The organism is Chengkuizengella sp. SCS-71B, from assembly GCF_040100845.1.
Lineage (GTDB): Bacteria > Bacillota > Bacilli > Paenibacillales > KCTC-33759 > Chengkuizengella.
This window is the reverse complement of sequence record NZ_JAZHSH010000003.1, coordinates 1-21,398: the sequence shown is the minus strand read 5'-3', so window position 1 is coordinate 21,398 and position 21,398 is coordinate 1. Positions and strand designations below refer to the sequence as shown.

Below are 21,398 nucleotides of genomic sequence, written 5' to 3'. Positions count from 1 at the left end.
GAAGGAGTACTTATGAGTGAAAGAGTGAATTTGAAGGTTAGTATAAATGAACAAGCGACCTTGGATACTAGTAAGAAAAAAAGAATGAATTTAAACGTAATTTTATTTATCGGAACTTTGATTATATTTTTTCTATTAAACTTTTTTAATACTAATGATTCTTTAATCTCAGCCAAAGAAAACAGAACTCTAGCTGAAATGCCTGTCTTAAATTGGAATGACTTAATTTCAGGGAAATATATTCAGGATTTTGAGTTATATTATTCTGATAGCTTTCCTTTTCGCGAGTTTTTTATAACATGTGGTAGTGTTCTATTAGAAATGAAAGGTTTTTCGGGTGAAGACGAAGTAACGATAGTAGAGTCGAAAGGCAATTATGTAGTCGTTGGTAATAAAGCAATGTCGTTGTATTACTATACACCAGAGGCTGCAGAACAATACTCAAGAGCTTTAAATACATTTAGGGGTAAAATCGGAAATGAAGTCGAGATATATTCTTTGATTGTGCCTACTGCTATAGAATATTTTCTTGATGAAAAGTATTCCGATATGGCTCCTCCACAGTCAGAATCGATTCAATTTGTAAATGACCTGCTTGATGAATCTATTCATAGTATTCCTGCCTATAAAATGTTGGAGGAAAATAAAAATGAGTACACCTATTTTCGAACGGATCACCACTGGACAGCGCTAGGTGCATATTATGCATATACTTCCTTTATGGAGCAAATTGGAGAGAGTGCAATTCCGTTAGGGCAATATTCGGAGAAAAAAGCAGGGCAATTTTTAGGTACAACTTATAATGCCACTTTAAATAAAAATTTAGCAGCAGATCCTGACACGATTTTTATCTATGAGCCTTTTATGGAATACACATTTAAAGCTTTAAAAAATGGAAAATTAACACAGGGAGAAGTGATCCAAGAGAATAAAGAAGGTTATGGAAAGTTTCTTGGTGGAGATTTTCCTTCGGCTCATATTGAAACAGAGCAAGAAGGAGACCGAATTTTAATTATTAAAGATTCCTATGCGAATTCATTTATTCCTTTTCTGATTCCTCACTATGAGCAGATACACTTTATTGATTTGCGTCATTATTCTGGGGATGTGTATGAATATATAACGAAACATGAAATTGATGAAGTCATGTTTTTAAATAGCTCTTCTGTTACTTCTCATACAGGTTATACTCGTATTTTAGAAGAAAAGTTAAACTTAAATTAAATTGTCTATACGATCAATAATGAATAAAAACCAGAATAGGACAGATTCTATTCTGGTTTCATTCATTCTGAAATTTTATAAATACGAAACATTTAAATATGTTTTTTCATCGCTATGACTGCGTTATGCCCACCAAAACCGAATCCGTTGGATAGCGCTACATTGATTTGAGTATGAATCCCTTCATTTGGAACACAATTAAGGTCACATTCAGAATCTGGATGTTCATAGTTTATTGTAGCAGGTGCAAAATTTTCAGAGATGCTTTTTAGTGTGATAATCGCCTCTATTCCTCCTGCTGCACCAAACATATGTCCTGTCATTGATTTCGTAGCACTTACTTTTAAGTTATATGCATGATCGTTAAAGACTGATTTGATCGCTTTTGTCTCTGATTTATCTCCTTCAGGAGTGCTTGTAGCATGGGCATTAATATAATCCACATCTTCTGGGTGGATTTCTCCCATGTCCATGGCGATTTTCATGGCGTTAGCTGCACCTTGATAATCAGGTGTGGTAATGTGATAAGCATCTGTTGTAGCTCCATAACCTACTATTTCACCTAATATTTTGGCTCCTCGATTTTTTGCATGTTCATATTCTTCAAGAAATAATGCCCCTGCCCCTTCGGACATTACAAAACCATCACGTGTTGCATCAAATGGGCGACTCGCTGTTGTTGGCGTTTCATTTTGAGTAGACATTGCCTTCATTCTTGAAAAACCAGCAAAAGCTAGAGGATTAATCGTAGCTTCGGCTCCTCCTGTTAAAATTGCATCAGAATACCCATTTTGGATGTTTAGAAAAGCTTCTCCAATTGCTTGGTTTCCAGTTGCACAAGCAGATACGGGAGAAAAACTAGGTCCACTAAACCCTGTTTTAATAGATATGATTCCAGTAGCCATATTACTGATCATCATTGGAATCATAAATGGAGACACTCTTCGTGGTCCTCTTTCTAACATGGCATTGTGATTATCTAATAAGGTATCCATCCCTCCAATACCAGAACCCATGTAGACCCCGATTCGTTGTTTATTTACTTGCTCCATATCAAGGTTTGCTTGATCAAGAGCTTGTTTTGTTGCTGCATAAGCATATTGAATGAATAAATCATATTTTTGTAGTTCTTTTAGATCGAAATATTCTTCTGGAGTGAAATCCTTAACTAATCCACCTATTTGGGTACCGATTCCTTTAAACTCTTCAGGATTAAGTTTGTTAATTCCTGATTTTCCTTGTTTAATGTTTTCCCAGAACGTATCTATATTATTCCCTAGTGGTGAGACGATGCCAGTACCTGTAACTACAACTCTACGTTTCATATTTTCTCCTACTTTCATTTCAAATAATTAATTCTTATATAATTCTCAAAGGCTCATACTAATTACGTTACTTTAACTTGCTGATTTATTTAAATTACGTGTTGTTTTTGGGATGTAGTAATTAATTAGATGCTATATGTAGTATTATAACACTTAGTATTAGAACTTGGTACTAATTTGTTTTGTATTCATTAGATTTTATTCAGGTTTGCCAATCAACGAGAATGTAACCACTTTGTAACTCTTTGTCACCCTTTATAAAAAGGAACAAGTTAAGATAAGTCATGTAAACAAATCATATAAAACAGGAGCGAAACAAATGAAAAAAACAGCTATTTTATTAACATTATCAGGTACTTTACTGTTTGGAGGAATTCAATTTTCTCTGGCAGATTCATCGATTTCCTCTCAGCCAATAGCAATGGAGTTAGCTCTTTTTGATTTACAACAATCATCTGAAGCAACCGTTGAATCAAAGGAGTATACTTTCCAGAATGAATTTGTAGTAGTTGAAGGTGAATTACCCGTTGTCAAAGGATTGAAGGATGGAAAATTTCAAAAAGAAGTAAACGAACAAATAAAACAATTTGTAGAACAAAAAACAGCAGAAGTAGAGAAACAGTCAAAAGTGTTTAATGATGAACAAAAAGAGTTAGGTGATGATGCTTTATCAGGTCCCCATGATTCACCAACAGGTCCATATCGTTTATTTATAAATTATGAGGTAAAGATTTCTGGGAACATGGTTTCAATTGTATTTAAAACTTACACGATGGGCTATATAGCAGCCAATGGGATCAATGAAGTTGATTCCATCAATATCATTGATGATGCAAAGGGACACATTGTAGAATTGGAACATTTCGTAACAGATAGAGAAAAGCTAAATCAACTGATTCAAAAAGAAATTGAGAGTAATGAACAATTATTTAAGGATTCTTTTGAATCTATAAGAGAAGATCAAGGTTATTATGTTGAGAATGAAAAACTAAATGTAGTATTTAATGAATATGAAATTGCAGCAGGTTATGTAGGTACACCTGTAATAAAAATACCTTTAAGCAAACTATCTACTGTATCCGATCAGAATAACAATGATTCTAAAAATAAAGTTTCCTATTATACAAAAACGGTGGATGAGGCTCAGATAACTATGGTTTCTTTAAGAGATTTAGGTAAATATTTTGACTACAAAGTAAAGTGGGAGCCAAAAACGAGATCTGTAATATTATTCAAAGGTATGACTCAAATCTCTATTAAGGAAGGAGATAGGAAAGTTTTTATTGATGATGAGAAATCAGTGGTATTAGAATTGACATCAGCCTCTTACAAAAATCGAGTTTATGTACCAATATCATTCGCTGAAACAGTATTGGGAGAAACCATTAAATTAGACGAAAAAAATGAAATAAAAATTGAGAAATAACACCTAAAAATACGTAAAGAGGGTAGTGGGATGAACTAAATATAAAGAAGCACATAATCAGGGTATTGTGCTTCTTTCGCTTTCTTTGTTATAGGATATGGTGTTCCCTTCGGTATCCTTAAATATTATTCATTAGTACCGACTGGATTGTCGTTATAAGTAATCCAATCACTCCAGCTACCTAAGTATAACTTTACATCTTTAAAACCCACTTCTTTTAAAGCAAGGACATTTGGACAAGCCGTAACACCTGAGCCACAATAAACGATCACTTCTTTTTGTTTATCGATTTGGCTGAATCGCTGTTGCTGTTCATCTATACTTTTCCAAGTTCCTTGATCATTTAATCCTTCTTTCCAGAAAGCATTTATTGCTGATGGGATGTGTCCCCCAATGATATCGATAGGTTCTTCTATTCCATCGTAACGAATTTGTTCTCTTGAGTCGATAATAGTGGAATTTTCATCTCCAATACGCTCCTTCACTTCTTGCATGGATACAAGCAGGTCACTTAATATGTTAGGAACGAATGTCTTTTTTTGCATCATAGGTATTTCTGATGTAACAGGATTACCGTTTTGCTTCCATAGAGAATAACCACCATTTAACACACTTACTTTTTTGTGACCGAGATAGGATAACATCCACCAAAATCGAGAGGCAAACGCGCCACCTTGATCGTCGTATGCAATAACAGTTGTATTATGGTCAATGCCTGCTGCAGATAGTTTGTCACAAAACTCATCGATTTTAGGCAGTGGATGTCTACCACCATGTTCCTCCACTTTCCCAGACATATCCTGATTCAAATCAAAGTATAAAGCCCCAGGGATATGATCTCCTAAATAACTAAGAAGTCCAGCAGTGGGATTACCTAATTCAAATCTGCAATCAATGACACGTACATTAGAAAGATTGTCTCTTAACCAACTTGCTTCTACAATATGATTCAAGTTCTCTCCTCCTTTCAACTTTTTCTAAATCGCTTCAGATTTACAAACGATATATATGTATTCTTTGTTTGATTGTAACATACCTTTTTATTGTCAAGCTAAATACTCATCTTCACTTTTTTGGGTTGTCTTATTATGTGATTAAATTAATTTATTTGTTTTTTTCAAGCTCTTTTTTAATTTGAAAAAAGTTCCGTTGGTGTTCATTTTTCATCGTTCTATAAAAAGGGTAATGTTTAATTAAATCATAACTTTCTATTTCTCTATCTTCTAACACCGCTTTTCTAGTTTCTTGTATGTATGTGCTTGCTGTTTCAATACGGTGATTCATTTCAGAGATATCTGTTGTAGTATGTCCGTGCCCAGGAATTAAACAGGTCACATTATGGTTCTTAATTATTTCTTTTGCCTTTTTCATCGTTTGTTCATAGGCAGTACTATTGTCATAAATATAAGGAAATTCTACATCACATAAATAATCACCAGAGATGAAAATACCTAGTGATTCAATGATAGCAAACAATCCATCAAACGTATGCCCAGGTGCTTTATAAAAAGTTATAATTGTTTCTCCTACCTGTAGTTGCTGCCCGTCTTTTTTTACCACGACGTTAAGTTCAGGATACTCAATTTTAAAATTACGTTGTAAGTAATACTGACTATCAAAATCTTTAATTTTGTCAACCTGATCATTTTTATCATCCCTTTGATCCATTTCGATACTTCCGATTGAAATAGCATCTGGAAATGCATTGTATCCAAGAATATGGTCATAATCTGAATGGGTGAAAAACAAATAAATAGGTCTATCTTTTTGAATAGAGTATACATAACTTTTAATCTCTTCAACTTCATGTGGTAACCATGTTGGGTCAACAACAAATAGTAGATCTTTTGTCTGAATCACTGTGGAAGTTGTACAATACAAGCTGCTTTGAAAAACGGTGACATGTTCTGTTTTAAATTGAATCATATGATTACCCCCTGATCTCCTCTAACGTTCATTTGCACTTAGTATATCAAACTAAAATGGAAGAAGTTAAATTTAACAAATTTCTTCAGGATCTTTTACATTTGATATATGATAGGGAAGATAAGAAGTGAAGATTAGTAAAAAGCTTCGTTAACGGGAGAGTATAAGGAGAAGTCATTCTAAATGAAAAAAATGGAGCGATTAGTTGGCATTATTTATGCTTTAAAAGAACATAAAAAATTGACAGCTGGACAAATTGCAGAAAAGTTTGAAGTCAGTGAAAGAACAATTTATAGAGACATTGAAGCGTTAAGTCAGTTAAATATACCTATTATTGCCCTAGAAGGGTTTGGTGGCGGTTATGAAATAGATGATAACTATTTTGTACCCAGTGTTGCGTTTAGTGAAAATGAAATTTTATATTTGTTGATGAGTTTAAGATTAGGTGAATTGATTAATGTTCCTAATATGCGAGAAGATTACGAATCATTGAAATATAAACTTTTAAATATATTAGATGACCACAAGAAGGGGAAATACCTTCAGTTATTAAATCGAATAACTTTTTTTATAAACAAAATTGCCCCAGAATCGTATAGAGGGGACATGATGCAATCAATTTTAGAGAGTTTTTTTGAATACAAGAATTTACAAATCAAGTACTATACGCCTAAAAAAGATGAATTCATGGAAAGAGAAATTACCCCATATCTTTTATTTTTTGATGACGGAGGTTGGTATCTAAAGGGCTATTGTCATGTTAGAAAAGAGGAGCGGTGTTTTAGATTGGATAGAATCCACCAAATGGACATTACTGAAAATACATACCCACCAAAGGAAATCCATGATTATTTTGAAAATAAAGCTAATAATAGAGAGTGTATAGACGTTACATTAGAGATGAATTTGTATTTATATGAGACTGTGAAACAAGACTACATATTTAAACATGCTATAAAAGAAGAGGGTGTGGACAAAGTACGTTTAAAATTTTCTACTTATTTGGAAGACGTCCTTAAATTATCCATTATTAATGCTGAAGAAGTAACGATTATTGAACCACCGGAACTTATAGATCAACTTAAACAGGCGTGTAAAAAAATATTAAATAAATATGAACAACTCTGACAGGTATATGTCAGAGTTGTTTTGTTATGATCAATTTGTGAAAAGGTTAAATATATAAAAAGAAAAAGCAATAGATAACAAGGAGACACGGAGATATGAAAAAGGTAAGTCAGTTAAAAGAATTACTAATGGAAATTAAAAATAATGAGTGGAAAATTCCAGATGGCATGAACCATTTTCAGTTATCATTGGATATGTTGGAAAATATCGGTTCAACTGATCCAGAGCTGAGGGATCACCTTATTTATTCTGGTCTTTGGACGATGATTAATAAGAAAACTTTAACTGAAGATCAAATGAAAGAAATATTGGCGTTATCTTTAAGTGAAAAACATTTGTTTTACAATGTTGGAGTAAAAGAGGATGATTCTGTTTTTAATCGAGCGTTTTCGATTTTAATCGTTGCAGCAGTGATTTGGTTTCATAACCAAAATGGTGAAAAGTTGTTGACAGAAGAAGAGGTACTTAAAATACATGAAGAAGTTATTCGTTATGTTAGATTAGAGCAAGATGTAAGAGGGTACGTAGAAGAGAAAGGATGGGCTCATTCAACAGCACATGCTGCGGATGCATTAGATGAACTAGCTATAAGTAGTTCATTGAAACAATCCGAATTGATGGAAATTTTGGAAGTCATCAAGGAGAAAGTGTGTATCAACGATTACACCTATATTAATGAAGAGGATGAACGGTTGGTAACAGCGGTTATAAACATTGTGAAAAGAAATATCCTTAGTGAAGGTGAACTTGTTATTTGGGTCAAAAATTTTGAAAAATTTGAAAAAACAAACATTTACCATGTAGACGATTGTCTCGAAGTTAATATTAAGAACTTTATGAGAAGTTTTTACTTTAGACTTAAGAAAAATCAACCTAATGAAAAAATATTAAATGCCATTGAAGAAGTGCTAGAGAGTGTAAATAAATTTGAATAGACTTATTAAAAATGATTAATAGAGGTGTGCAATGGAAATAAGACAGGTTACATCGAATTTTATGGAGTATAAATTCATTTATAAAGAAAAACAAATTTGTAATTATTTATATTTACTATTAGATGGTCAAGATGCTTTGATCATTGACACAGGATATAAAGAAGATATGAAAAGGTTACTTGAATTTTTAAATGAAAAAGAAATAGAAATAAAGAGGGTTGTACTATCCCATTACCATAATGATCATTTTGAAGGATTGAAACTGTTGAAAGATGTTGAAATTATTGGGAGTAAGCAATATACACATGCAATAGATCAATATTATTTGAAAGATTCAATAAATGATGAAAAATACTTCCCTGATTTATTTATAGAGGAAGTCGAATCAATAAAACATGGTAACTTTGAATTGAAGTTTATAAATTCACCAGGACACTCTAAATGCAGTATTAGTACCATAATCAATGATGAATACATTCATGTTGCAGATAACATCATGCATTCTCATCAAGGCATTCCACATTTGCCTTTACCTTACTATAGCTTTTCATCACACATCAAGTCATTACAACAATTGAAAAATAATAGTTCATATAAGATCATATCTTCCCATAGTAATGAAGATCAATGTAAAAATATTATTGAAAATGGAGAAGTAGACGCACGAATAAAGTATATGGAGACTGTGATGACTTCAAAGAGAGAGTTAACCTTTGAAGAACTGATATCTGATCTAGCCTCTAACAACTTTCATATTCAATTTCACTCAAAGTGGTACAAACATGTGTATGATTTATTTCATGAGTTAAAAAAGTGAAAAGGAAAAGCTAAAGTTAAAAAAATCGCATCCAACCTTTAAGTTGGTTTGCGATTTTTCTTTGTAGCACTAATATTTGTATTTATCATTCAATCATACCTAGCCGTCTGTATTCCCTTTTCGATGTCACCCCAGATTCAATTAAACCATAATCTTTTTGCAGTTTTTTTACCGCATCTTCAGTTTCTCCATCAAAGATACCAGTTACTTTCCCCTTATAGTATCCATGTGACTTCAGGTTTTGCTGTAATAATATCACTAAATTTCCTGAATTTCCTTTAGCTAGTTTTTTGAACTCTCTTTTATCAATGCCGTCTATAGGACCATCAATTTCCACTTTTGTCCCAACTGGAATCATTTTATATAATTTCTCCACATCTACGTTTCTCATTCGTATACAACCGCTGCTTACTGAAGTGCCAATTAACCAAGGTTTATTTGTTCCGTGAATACCATATTTCCCCCAAGGCACATCTAACCCAAGCCATCTCGTACCAAAGCCACCGCCCCAGTTTGTCGCTTTTTCAGCTACTTTAAACGTTCCTACAGGTGATGGATACCCACTTCGTCCAGGAGAGACTGGGAATTTTTGTACAACTTCATTTCCATGATATACTAAAAGCTCATTTTTCCATAAATTTATGTATATCTTGATATCATCATTATTTTCCTCTGCAATAATTCCATTTGAGTTAAAGTTAAGTAATAGTAAGAAAAGGATAATTAATCTTTTTATTATCCTTCTTTTAGAAGTGAAAAGGTACAGAATTTCACTCTCCCCCCTGGCATTAATACCCTTCTTTGCATTGCCAAAATCACTTATCTTCAATTTACCCTATCAGATGTTAAGTTATGCGTGATGAATGAATTCGAGTTTTTCCCCAATGCTTGCAATTAGATTGATTCCTGTTCTAATATCCTCCAATGATAAATGAGAAAATCCAAAACATGCAGTGTGTTGTTTATTTGAATGACTTTCTAACCTCATATTTGTTGAATCAGTCCAGAATACTCCTTTTTCTCCACATTTTTGTTTTAAAAACTCATATTTTACACCACTTAACAACCATTTTCCATATATATGTAATCCTGCATCCGATTCATAAATTAAAAATAAGTGTGATAATTTAATTATTAACATGTTTAAACACATCTCGTGTTTACTTTGATATATTCTTGTCATTTTTCTTAAATGACGTTCATAAAGACCTTGATTTATGAATGAAGTTAGAGCACGTTGTTCCAAAATACCTGTTGCATGCGGCTCGTATAATTGTTTTGCTTGATGAAATGGCTGAACAAGCTGCTTGGGCAACACGACATAACCAACGCGCAATTCCGTTTTCATCGTTTTAGAAAAAGTACCAATATAGATGACTCGATCTTGATGATCTAACACTTTTAAAGGTTCTATAGGTCTTCCTCTAAATCGAAATTCACTATCATAATCATCCTCAATAATTAAGGCATTATTATTGTGTGCCCACTCCAATATTTTTTGCCTCTTAGATAAATTTAATACAACTCCAGTTGGGTATTGGCGACTAGGTGTAACAAAGGCAAGCTTGGCCTTCCAATTTTCCATTTGCAACTGAATTCCATCTTCTTCAACATCCATTGGTGCAGTGACTCCTCCTGCTGCTTGAATGGCTCTGTGAATTCCTTTGTAACAAGGATTTTCAACAATCACTTTATCTTCAGGATTGATCAGTAACTGGGAGCAAATAGCAATGGCTTGCATAGATCCATTAACGATGACGACTTCATCAGGTGTTGATTGTATACCTCGAGTTTTTAATAAATGATTAGAAATAGCCTCTCTTAATGGCAAATACCCCTCAGTAAGGTTAGTATCATGTATTGATGGAATAGTTGTTTCACGTATTTGTGCATATAAACACCGATTCCAAGTCTCAAATGGGAAAGAACTTAGATCAGGTGAGCCTACTTTAAAATGAATACATTTTTTTTCATTATGATGTGCAGATGTTAAGGGAAATGATTGATTATTAAGAGTGGATAGTCGTTGAGCCCAATCAGATAGTCGTATTTTATATGTATGTTTTTGCTTTTTTTCTTCGAGTGGCTTTCCTTCATAAATAATAAAGGTTCCTTTGCCAATCTCTGATGACAAATATCCTTCTGCCGTTAACTTTTCATATACTTGATTCACGATACCTCTTGATATTTCATAACTCATAGCAAGTTCACGGGTTGAGGGAAGTTTGATCCCTTTTTTTAGTTTGCCATTGATGATTTCGTCATGTATCGCATGGTATAGTGCAGCATATTTATAACGGTATTTTTGCAAGTAACTATTTAAGGGAATATGAAAATCCATGAAATAAATCACACCTTCCTAAGTAGTAACAATCAGCCTTAAGATTTTCTTTAAAAAGATTATATTTATAAAATTGGTCTATAAAAATCATTATAAATTGGAACTTTTATCTGATCAATTTTTGGATTAAACTCATAGAAACTTTCACAAGAAATATAGGTAAGGAGAGAATGTTGATGGAACTTCAGGATTATGAGTTCTTGGGGGAAAGAGTGAAGATCATTCCAATGACCGAAGAACATATTCATGCACTATTTAAAGCAGGTCAGCAAGAAGAGATTTGGGATTATATGCCTAGAAGGGTTTTTAATATTAATGATATGAAGGTGTTAGTAAAGGAAGCTCTATCTGATAAGAAAAAAGGTACATCGTTACCATTTATTATCATGGATCTTCAAATTAATGAAATTGTAGGTAGTACACGTTTCACCGATATTGATTTGAAAAATCGTCATTTAGAAATAGGTTGGACATGGCTAAACCCTAAGGTTTGGAGAACAAACGTGAATTCTGAATGTAAATATTTATTGTTAAAATATTGCTTCGAACATCTAAAACTTACTCGGGTGCAATTAAAGGCAGATGAGAGAAATACTAGATCATTACAAGCGATTGAACGAATTGGAGCTCAAAGAGAAGGGGTTTTTCGAAAAGAACGAATTCTTCCTGATGGTTTTATTCGAAATACGGTTTATTACAGTATTCTTGATGAGGAATGGGTGGATGTCAAAAAAAGATTAAAATCCATGTTATAAGATTGATTCAAAAAATCCTCTTTTAATATCCAAATCTATACATCATTAATAACATAATTTTGATGTTTACCTTATATCTTCCCATAATGACAACATCTTATGAGTGTTGTGCCTATTCCTATCGGTGATACTACATGTATAACGGATAGGAGGTGAATAGGATGGCTAACAAAAAAGTTGTACCTGGATGTGAGCAAGCGATCAATCAATGGAAATATGAATTTGCATCAGAGCTTGGATTATCGCTGGGACAGCAAGCAGCAGTTGACTATCACAGTGAATTTGCATCGGAGTTAGGTACTGTTCCAAAACAAGCTTTAAAAGAAGATTACTGGGGACATATCTCTGCTAGAGAAACAGGTGCTGTTGGCGGAGCCATTACAGCAAGATTAATTCAACAAGCAGAGCAGGTATTATTAAATTCTTAGCTTCACTTAATTGGAAATATTTTTTAAATAAAAATTTTTTTAAAACCGTTTGAATCAGGTTTGACACTCATAATTAATTCAAGTAATATAATACTTTGAAGGTTCAGTAATAATACCAACCTTTTCCTTAGGGAAAAGGTTCGTTTTTTGTATATGAGTATTTGTGTGTATATAAATCTTAAGTTTATTTAGTTAGTAGGAGGTTGAATGAGTTGACTATGCAAAAAAGTCGTCGTTTATTTACATCAGAGTCTGTAACGGAAGGACATCCTGATAAATTATGTGATCAAATTTCTGATTCCGTATTAGATGCTTTTATGAAACAAGATCCAAATGCTCGTGTAGCTTGTGAGGTGTCCACTACAACTGGCTTAGTATTAGTTGCTGGGGAAATTAGTAGTGATTTTGCTACATACATTGATATTCCTGGTCTTGTACGTGACACCATTAAAAATATTGGCTATGTTGATGCAAGATATGGTTTAGATTACAGAACGTGTGCTGTATTATCATCCATCGATGAGCAATCACCTGAAATTGCACGTGCAGTAGATACAGCACTTGAAGCAAGAGAAGGACAAATGAGTGATAGTGAGATTGAAAGTATTGGTGCGGGAGATCAAGGTTTGATGTTTGGATTCGCAGTGAATGAAACACCTGAATTAATGCCTTTGCCCATTTCATTATCTCATAAATTAGCTCGTCGTTTAACAGAAGCAAGAAAAGAAGGTATTGTAGATTATCTTCGCCCTGATGGTAAGACACAGGTTACGATTGAATATGATGAAAATGATAAACCGATCAGAGTTGACACCATCGTTGTTTCTACACAACATCATGAAAATATAAGCTTAGAGCAAATTAAAAAAGATGTTTTAGAACATGTGATCAAACCTGTTGTTCCCGATTCATTATTAGACGAGGATACAAAATATTTTATTAATCCTACTGGTAGTTTTGTTGTAGGAGGTCCACAAGGTGATGCTGGGTTAACAGGACGTAAGATCATTGTTGATACTTACGGAGGATATGCACGTCATGGGGGCGGAGCATTTTCTGGTAAAGATGCAACAAAAGTGGATCGCTCTGGTGCATATGCAGCGAGATATGTGGCAAAAAATATTGTAGCAGCAGGTTTAGCTACAAAATGTGAAGTACAGGTTGCATATGCCATTGGTGTTGCTCAGCCGGTATCCATTAGCGTAGATACGTTTGGCACAGGTATAGTTAGTGAAGAAAAACTTGTAGAAGCGATACGCAATGTGTTTGATTTGCGTCCTGCTGGAATTATTAAGATGTTAGAATTACGCCAACCGATTTATCAACAAACAGCAGCATACGGTCACTTTGGACGTTCTGATGTTGATTTACCTTGGGAGCGTACAGATAAAATAGAATTACTAAAAAAAGAACTTCAATAAATGATAAAAAAATAGACAAAAAGCAATAAACAGGTGAAATCTATTAAGGGTTTCTATATTATAAAGCATTGATGAGTAAATTATCAGTGCTTTTTTTGTACCTTTTAATGAATGAAAAGAACTATACTTACCTCATATTACAAATATTTTCTAGTTTCTCAACTTTTTCATATATTCTCACAAAAAAACCGTAACTTTTTGTCACCTTTTGTAGTCTAATTAATAGAGGAAAATAGAATCTATTAAATATATAAAGTTTGTTCAAGGTTTCTATTATCATGACTATTAATCAACTAGGAGAGAGAATATGGAATACAAACATAGAAGAATTGGCAGATTTTTCAGTAGAAAGGTAGTTCCTATTGTAGTAAGTGGTTTTTTAAGTGCTCAGCTATTATTTTCGCCTATACCAGGATTGAATATATCACAAGTACAGGCAGCATCAGCAAAGTTATTGAGTGAAGAGGTTATTACCTCAGGAGCTAAGTTGCAAAATTATACTTTCACTATGCAAAGAGATGGAGAGTATATCAATACAAAGGTAGGTGTTATAAAGTTAGATTTGAATAATCCCTATGTCAAATTAGACGTAATGACAGGTGCTCAAGGACAGTTTACAGAAAGATCAACCGTTAAAAATATGGTGAAATATACTGATGCAGTTGCAGGAGTGAATGGTGATTATTATGCAATGAATTCAGAAGGTGTACCGCTTGGACCGACCATATCTGATGGAGAAATTATGGCATCTCCAAGTGAATTAACGGGTATGTATACGTTTGGAATTACGGAAGCCAATAAACCAGTCATTGGACTCTTTGCTTTTGAGGGATTAGTGACAGCTGAAAATGGGGAGAGTTACCCACTTAGGGGAATGAACAAGACGTATGCATGGTTGGAACCAGGCCATTTACATAGTCATGCAGATTCTTTATACATATACACGGACGCTTGGGGAAGTGAGCGAAGAGCTGCAGATGGTGCAACGACACCTACAGAAGTCTTAGTTATAGACGGTGTGATTCAAGAGATCTCTGAAGGTAAATTTCTACCGATGACTCCTCCGAAGGACGGATATATTTTAAGAGCTCATGGTAAGGCAGCAAAGTTTGTGACATCAAACATGCAAGTAGGCGACGAGATTGACACTGATTATGAACTTCTTTCGCTAAGTGATGACGGTCAGAATATAAAAGAAAACGATTTTAAGATGCTGATTGGTGGCCATACCGTATTAATACAAGATGGGAAAGCCGCTGATTTTTCTAGGGATATATCTAGTTTATTAGGGAATCGCTCTAGGACGGCAATTGGTTATTCTAAAGATGAAAGATATGTTTATATTGTGACAGCAGATCACTATGGTGAAAGTGATGGTTTAAGATTGAGCGAATTACAAGAATTAATGTTACAGCTTGGTATTTGGAATGGTATTAACCTTGATGGTGGAGGTTCAACTCAACTTGTTTCACGTCCTTTGGCTGAATTTGATGTTCAACTTAGCAACCAACCTGAGTATGGAAGTGAAAGGAAGGTTGTAAATGGAATAGGTGTATATTCAACAGCACCAGAAGGTAAATTAAAGGGAATGTTCTTAGATGGACAAACAACGCTTTTCAAAAATGAACAAACAACCTATCAAATGAAGGCATATGATGAATATTATAATCCATTAGATGTAAGTCAATTGAATGTGAATTGGCTGATTTCAAATCCAATTGGGAAATTTGAAGGAAACGTATTTACACCAAATCAATCTGGCACAACTCAAATTACGGCTACCTCAAATGATATCAATGAAAGTTTGGAAATTGAAATTATAGGAAGGGACAATTTGTCCATCATGGGATTCTATGCCTCTAATTCTAATATGCTCGTTGAAGGTGGAACATATAAATTGCCTGTGTTTGTGAAAACGGAATCTGGAGTCAAACGTACGGTTCCTGCTGAATTAATAGATTGGGAATTTATCGGATTTTCAGGAAGCATGAATGGAGATACATTAACTGTAGAGCGACTTGGAAATCAAGGAATTGGTAAAATCATTGCTAAATATGATGGTTATAGTTCAATGTTAACATTATCTGCAGGAATGTTAAGAGAGTGGGAAGATTTTAATCATGGAGAAGTTCCAGTATCCTTCACCGTTTATCCTTCTTTTGTGAGTGGGGATTTATCCTTCCAACGTGAAGCTGCCAACAATCAAAGTCTTAGATTAGATTATGATTTTTCTCAAGGTGAAACTGTAAACAAAGCTGCTTATGCTGTCTTTAACAACGATGAGGGAATAGATGTAGATGGAGAACCTCAATTCTTGAAGATAGATTTGTTTGGAGATAATAGCTATAACTGGGTTAGAGCTGAAGTCATTGATGGAAATGGTGACGTTCAAAAAATAGATATCTCTAAAAATGTGAACTGGGAAGGCTGGGAAACAGTTAACGTTAATCTAGCAGATTATAATTTAGCGTATCCTATAAAAATGAAAAGATTATATATTGTAAGTCCAGATGTTGGTCAGGATGATAGGGAAGTCATTGGATCTGTTGCGTTTGATAACATTTTCTTTATGTATAGAGGTGAAATTCCACCGATTATTAAACCAAAGGTCGAGATGACTTTAAATGCCAAAGTACTTACAGTTGACGGTATCTCTCAGCAGTTGGATCAAGCTCCTGTTGTGATGACTGGTAGAACGATGGTTCCACTTCGTTTTATTGTAGATGCTTTAGGTGGACAAGTTAGATGGGATTCCGTAAATAAAAAAGTGATTTTAATAAAAGAGGATCAACTAATAGAATTATGGATTAACGATCCAGCTATTAACCTAAATGGGAATAAAGTGACCTCAGATGTTCCACCTACTGCTATTAATAATCGTACGATGGTTCCATTGCGATTTGTTTCAGAATTTTTTGGTTGGAAAGTAGGCTGGGATTCATCAACAAATAAAATTACGATGGAATAAATATTGGCTCAATTTACTTTCATTCTTGCTTAATTATGGTAGTATAAAGATATAGGCAGATATTTCGACAATAGTAGACTTTTATGGCGTCCAAACGACATGAAAGGCTACTATTTATAGGTATTTTAGTAAATTATAGAATACCTTGTTTTCTCTATAGAGAATCTACATACATAATTTTGGCTTGAAATAACAGACGGGAGTAGGATATAGTGGCGAACTTGGATGCTATCGATAAAGTCATAACAAAAACAATGGAAGTCATGGATGATAGCAAGTATCAAATATATGAAATCTCTGAAAGCGCTCGCTCTGAGTTAGAAGTTTTAAACGAAGAGCTACTTAAAGTCATGGGAGAAATCGACAAAGTAATAACCATTGTTGATGATTTTGAATTAAAATTTAGAGATGCTAGAAATCGACTCTCGGAAGTAAGCCGAGACTTGCATCAATATGGAGAAAATGATATTCGAAAAGCCTATGAAACAGCAAATAGTTTTCAAATTGAGTTAATTGTTTACCGAGAGAAAGAGAAAAATCTAAAGGATCGAAGAGATGAATTGCACCAAAGAATTAAAAATATCGAAGGTACAATTCATCGTGCAGAAAATGTTGTTTCTCAAATGAATGTTGTGGTTGATTATTTGAAAGGCGATTTGAATAAAGTTTCACGCATTCTAGAAACGGCTAAAAACAAACAACTCGTCGGGTTGAAAATTATTTTAGCGCTAGAGGAGGAAAGAAAGCGAATTTCCCGGGAAATTCATGATGGAATTGCTCAATCTATGGCGAATTTAGTATTAAGAACTGAAATCGTCGAACGTATGTTAAGTAAACAGAAGTATGATACGTTAATGGATGAGTTTATTGATTTTAAAAATCAAATGAGATCTGGGTTAGAAGAAGTAAGGAAGATTATTTTTAATCTGCGACCGATGGCTTTGGATGATTTAGGGCTAGTTCCAGCATTGAGAAAGTACTTACATGATTTTGAGGAAAAATATGTGATAAATACCTCAATCGATATTCAAGGGCATGAAATCCGTTTATCATCAGCAATGGAAGTAGCGATCTACCGGTTTGTGCAGGAGTTTTGTTCGAATACGTATAAACATGCAGAAGCCTCCCAAATTAAATTAGATATTTCCTTTGAAGGTGATATGATCTCAATATCTTTAGAAGATGATGGTCTAGGATTTGATGTAGAGCAAATGGAACTAAAAATTCTTGGTGGTAGTCATTATGGCATTATTGGTATGCGCGAGCGGGTAGAACTTCTTGATGGTGAGTTCGAAATCCGTTCTGCATCAAAAAGAGGTACCCGAATTACGATGAAGGTGCCTGTCAATGAGAGTGAAGAACAGGAGTGAGATAGTATGAATAATGATCATAAAGTAAGAGTGATCATTGCAGATGACCACGCTCTTTTTAGGGAAGGGTTAAAAAGAATACTAGAAATGGAGGATCAGTTGGAAGTCATAGCAGAATGTGGGGATGGCAGCGAAGTGTTAGGAAGCTGTAAGAAGTTTAAACCCGATGTTCTTTTATTAGACATTAATATGCCAAATGAAAATGGTGTAATCACAACGGAGAAGGTCACTCAACATTTTCCTTTTGTAAAAATTGTTATTTTATCCATTCATGATGACGAGAGTTACGTATTTGAGACTCTTAAAAAAGGGGCATCCGGTTACTTATTGAAAGATATGGAATCAAATGAGCTAATCCATGCTGTTAATTCTGTAGTTAAGGGGTACTCATATATACATCCGAAAGTATCTGGTAAATTAATCAACCACTTAAGAAGAATGACATACTTAAATGAAACAGGCATTGCTAAACCAAAGGAGCAGCAGACTACAACTTCAAATGTACGATACATATATGATTTAGAAAATCCTCTGACAAAACGTGAAGCGGAGGTCCTTTGTTTAATGGCAGAAGGTAGAAATAACAAAGCAATTGGCGAGCAATTATTTATTAGTGAAAAAACAGTAAAAAATCATGTGAGCAGCATATTACAGAAATTAGAAGTAGAAGACCGCACACAAGCGGTTATTAATTCAATTAAAAAAGGTTGGGTAACACTTTAAGAGATTGATTCAAAATTATTTTATGGTTATTTTATTCCCTCAGACCTCTTTTTGCATATCCAATCGGAACTCTACAATCCTTAATGGCATATGATGGCATATAAGGGAGGTAGAACATGTGATGATAGCTGGAATCTTAACGATCATAGGAGTTTATGTTTTATGTGCACTTATCGTTCATGTATCCCATTATTTTCACCTTAAAAAAAAGGGAGAGATCGAACTTCTTACAATTCACTATGTCATCATCTCGTATCAAAATGAAAAATTAATTGAATGGGTTCTTCGTTCCATCTTTTTCTTTTTTTGGTTCCATGGCAAAGAGGTAAAAATAACCGTTGTGGACAAAGGATCAACAGATGATACACTTGCCATAACAAATCGAATGATTTTGCATAAGGATTTGCAAATTAAAAGTGTTCCAATGAATGAAAAATTAAATTTAGAAAATAAAATGGTTGATGAGAATGTAACCGTTATAGATTTAACAAAGGATCAACGTTTACAAAACATCCCATTACTTTAATGCGCTGCATTAATAAATAAAAAAATAAAATCTTTCGGAGTGAAGAACACCCGATCAGCAATAAGCTGATTGGGTGTTTTTTTCTGACAGGAGATGGAGGAAATTATGAAAGTTCATTTATATGCTGTAAATCATTCAATGAATCGAGATGGTATACGAAATTGTTGGAAATGGTATGTATCATTTGAGATGCAGGTAGATGCTCAGTATTGGTTCAGACAAAGAAACCACCCGTATATCGTTGTTCTTAAGCCAAAATTACCGTTAGGTATAGCCTTGGTGTATTGCAAAATATTTCATTCATTTGATCTGCTGAAATATTTGAATCAAGATAACAAACAACTGACCCAAAAATGGATTCGTTTTATGCTTCATCAAGAATATGTGAACTTAAGTGAAAAATTACAGAAACAGCTATCTTTCCAATTTGTCCAAGCAGTTCAATATAAGAATCACGTTGATTTTAACATTAATTCGAATATGGAAAGGAAAATTATACAAGCCATACAGGGGCGAGAACTATTACAAGCTGAATTTATTCATATATTAAAAAGGTTAGGTTACACATTTGAAGGTCATTGGACAGCGATCATCCAACACTTATACTTAACTGAACAAATTGAAATTCATAGTGGAGTAACGATGGACAAGAATAAATCATATCCTTGGTTGCAAAAACAGATAGAAATAACTTGTCATCGTTGTGGTAGTGGTAGAGAGAACATGTATGAAACATTATGTTTATTTTGTGAAGAAAAGTGTTTGTATTGTGAGCATTGCATTACAATGGGGAAAAGCAGGTATTGTACACCTCTAATTAGGGGGAAATCTTCTTCCCACATGAAATCACAATTTTTAGAGAATGAGAATGATACTCACCCTTCAAGCGATTTGAAACATTGGAACTTAAGTCAACCACAAATTGAAGCAGTAAGTACTGCATCTTTATTTTTAAAAGAAACCAAACATAATGTTTCGACAAAAGAACCTTCCTGCTTTTTAATATGGGCTGTTACTGGTGCAGGGAAAACGGAGATGATTTTTCCTTTAATCCAACAGGAAATAAATAAAGGTTATCAAGTGGTGTTAGCCACTCCCAGGAAAGATGTGGTTCTTGAGTTGCAGCCACGTTTACAAAAAGCTTTTCCTCACTTACGAATCGTAACCCTGTATGGTGGAAGCTCGCAAAAATGGGAGGAAGGACAATTATTTATTGCTACAACACATCAGTTGCTTCGTTTCTGGCAAAAGTTTGACTGCATTATTATTGATGAATTGGATGCTTTTCCTTTTCATAACAATGTTATGTTACAGTATGCTGCAAGGAAAGCACTTAAACCACATGGGAAATACATCATGTTATCAGCAACACCTCCTATGAAGATGGTCAGATCAATCAAACAAGGTCAACTTCCACATGTGAAAGTACCAGTTAGATATCATCGACATCCATTGCCTATGCCACAAAGAGTATCTTTCCCTTCCTTACAACACATTTGCTCTAATGATCAAATTGAATTCACATCACTAAAAGGGTTCTTAAATAAATTCCGAATAGAGAAAGCTTTATTGCAACGTATCAGAGACACGATACATAAGGGAGCGATTTGTTTCATATTTCTTCCGAAAATAAAGTATATCGAACCATTTGTCGGGTATTTAAGAACGAGATGCAAAGAAGTAAATGTGCAAGGTGTTTCATCAATCGATAAACAACGAGAGTTGAAAGTACAAGCCTTTCGAAATAGAGAAATTCAAATATTAGTGACAACTACGATCTTAGAAAGAGGAGTCACTGTACCTAATTCTGATGTTTATATCATTGATGCAGACTCCAGCATGTTTGATGAAGCAGCTTTAGTACAAATGGCAGGACGAGCTGGAAGATCAGCGCAATATCCAGATGGTAAAGTGTACTTTTTCTCAAACGAGAAAACGAAAAGTCAGGTAACAGCGATGAAACAAATTAAACAAATGAATACATTAGCTAAGCAAAAAGGCTATCTGAAGGTAGAAAACTCTAAAAAAGATAGAGGGTAATAACAGTTAAATAACAATTATGAAAGTCTATAAAACTCTTTATCT

At 34.0% G+C, this 21,398-nt stretch carries 18 protein-coding genes; 13 read left to right on the top strand and 5 right to left on the bottom strand.

What is annotated here, in order from left to right:
* Positions 1 to 12 precede the first annotated feature (12 nt).
* A complete protein-coding gene (locus VQL36_RS20980) occupies positions 13 to 1,224 on the top strand; it encodes a DHHW family protein (RefSeq protein ID WP_349251286.1) in 1,212 nt (403 codons plus the stop codon).
* A gap of 92 nt (positions 1,225 to 1,316) precedes the next feature.
* Here VQL36_RS20980 and fabF read toward each other — a convergent pair whose 3' ends face one another.
* A complete protein-coding gene (fabF, locus tag VQL36_RS20975; protein ID WP_349251285.1) occupies positions 1,317 to 2,549 on the bottom strand; it encodes a beta-ketoacyl-ACP synthase II in 1,233 nt (410 codons plus the stop codon).
* Between the two features lie 319 nt (positions 2,550 to 2,868).
* Between fabF and VQL36_RS20970 the strand changes: the two genes are divergently transcribed.
* Positions 2,869 to 3,975: a stalk domain-containing protein gene (locus tag VQL36_RS20970; RefSeq protein WP_349251284.1), complete on the top strand. Its 1,107-nt coding sequence runs from the start codon at positions 2,869 to 2,871 to the stop codon at positions 3,973 to 3,975.
* A gap of 125 nt (positions 3,976 to 4,100) precedes the next feature.
* Here the strand turns inward: VQL36_RS20970 and VQL36_RS20965 are convergent, their stop codons facing one another.
* Positions 4,101 to 4,928 (bottom strand): sulfurtransferase, encoded by an 828-nt coding sequence (locus VQL36_RS20965; RefSeq protein ID WP_349251283.1) that lies wholly within the window; start codon positions 4,926 to 4,928, stop codon positions 4,101 to 4,103.
* 151 nt (positions 4,929 to 5,079) lie between these two features.
* Positions 5,080 to 5,901: an MBL fold metallo-hydrolase gene (locus tag VQL36_RS20960; protein WP_349251282.1), complete on the bottom strand. Its 822-nt coding sequence runs from the start codon at positions 5,899 to 5,901 to the stop codon at positions 5,080 to 5,082.
* A 183-nt stretch (positions 5,902 to 6,084) separates the two neighbouring features.
* Here VQL36_RS20960 and VQL36_RS20955 point away from each other — a divergent pair, with 183 nt between their 5' ends.
* The 3 genes from VQL36_RS20955 (at position 6,085) to VQL36_RS20945 (ending at position 8,781) form a co-directional block, all read left to right on the top strand.
* Positions 6,085 to 7,029: a YafY family protein gene (locus VQL36_RS20955; RefSeq protein ID WP_349251281.1), complete on the top strand. Its 945-nt coding sequence runs from the start codon at positions 6,085 to 6,087 to the stop codon at positions 7,027 to 7,029.
* Positions 7,030 to 7,124: 95 nt separating this feature from the next.
* A complete protein-coding gene (locus VQL36_RS20950) occupies positions 7,125 to 7,964 on the top strand; it encodes a DUF2785 domain-containing protein (RefSeq protein WP_349251280.1) in 840 nt (279 codons plus the stop codon).
* Positions 7,965 to 7,995: 31 nt separating this feature from the next.
* Positions 7,996 to 8,781 (top strand): MBL fold metallo-hydrolase, encoded by a 786-nt coding sequence (locus VQL36_RS20945; protein ID WP_349251279.1) that lies wholly within the window; start codon positions 7,996 to 7,998, stop codon positions 8,779 to 8,781.
* Between the two features lie 85 nt (positions 8,782 to 8,866).
* Here the strand turns inward: VQL36_RS20945 and VQL36_RS20940 are convergent, their stop codons facing one another.
* Positions 8,867 to 9,610 carry a L,D-transpeptidase family protein gene (locus tag VQL36_RS20940; protein ID WP_349251278.1) on the bottom strand — a complete coding sequence of 248 codons (744 nt, stop codon included), beginning with the start codon at positions 9,608 to 9,610 and terminating at the stop codon, positions 8,867 to 8,869.
* 21 nt (positions 9,611 to 9,631) lie between these two features.
* Positions 9,632 to 11,122, bottom strand: coding sequence for a PLP-dependent aminotransferase family protein (locus VQL36_RS20935; protein ID WP_349251277.1), 1,491 nt, complete (start codon positions 11,120 to 11,122; stop codon positions 9,632 to 9,634).
* Positions 11,123 to 11,298: 176 nt separating this feature from the next.
* Here VQL36_RS20935 and VQL36_RS20930 point away from each other — a divergent pair, with 176 nt between their 5' ends.
* From VQL36_RS20930 to VQL36_RS20895, 8 genes are all read left to right on the top strand, one after another.
* Positions 11,299 to 11,877 (top strand): GNAT family protein, encoded by a 579-nt coding sequence (locus VQL36_RS20930; protein WP_349251276.1) that lies wholly within the window; start codon positions 11,299 to 11,301, stop codon positions 11,875 to 11,877.
* A gap of 161 nt (positions 11,878 to 12,038) precedes the next feature.
* Entirely contained in the window at positions 12,039 to 12,305 is a 267-nt protein-coding gene (locus tag VQL36_RS20925; RefSeq protein WP_349251275.1) for an alpha/beta-type small acid-soluble spore protein, read from the top strand.
* A gap of 218 nt (positions 12,306 to 12,523) precedes the next feature.
* A complete protein-coding gene (gene metK / locus VQL36_RS20920) occupies positions 12,524 to 13,726 on the top strand; it encodes a methionine adenosyltransferase (protein WP_349251300.1) in 1,203 nt (400 codons plus the stop codon).
* A gap of 307 nt (positions 13,727 to 14,033) precedes the next feature.
* The gene (locus VQL36_RS20915) at positions 14,034 to 16,694 is read left to right on the top strand and encodes a stalk domain-containing protein (protein WP_349251274.1); all 2,661 of its coding nucleotides are present in this window, start codon (positions 14,034 to 14,036) and stop codon (positions 16,692 to 16,694) included.
* 212 nt (positions 16,695 to 16,906) lie between these two features.
* Positions 16,907 to 18,064 carry a sensor histidine kinase gene (locus tag VQL36_RS20910; protein WP_413789586.1) on the top strand — a complete coding sequence of 386 codons (1,158 nt, stop codon included), beginning with the start codon at positions 16,907 to 16,909 and terminating at the stop codon, positions 18,062 to 18,064.
* Positions 18,065 to 18,070: 6 nt separating this feature from the next.
* The gene (locus VQL36_RS20905; protein ID WP_349251273.1) at positions 18,071 to 18,787 is read left to right on the top strand and encodes a response regulator transcription factor; all 717 of its coding nucleotides are present in this window, start codon (positions 18,071 to 18,073) and stop codon (positions 18,785 to 18,787) included.
* A 121-nt stretch (positions 18,788 to 18,908) separates the two neighbouring features.
* Positions 18,909 to 19,313 carry a hypothetical protein gene (locus VQL36_RS20900; RefSeq protein WP_349251272.1) on the top strand — a complete coding sequence of 135 codons (405 nt, stop codon included), beginning with the start codon at positions 18,909 to 18,911 and terminating at the stop codon, positions 19,311 to 19,313.
* 105 nt (positions 19,314 to 19,418) lie between these two features.
* Complete coding sequence (locus VQL36_RS20895) at positions 19,419 to 21,353, top strand: DEAD/DEAH box helicase (protein WP_349251271.1); 1,935 nt, start codon at positions 19,419 to 19,421, stop codon at positions 21,351 to 21,353.
* Positions 21,354 to 21,398 lie beyond the last annotated feature (45 nt).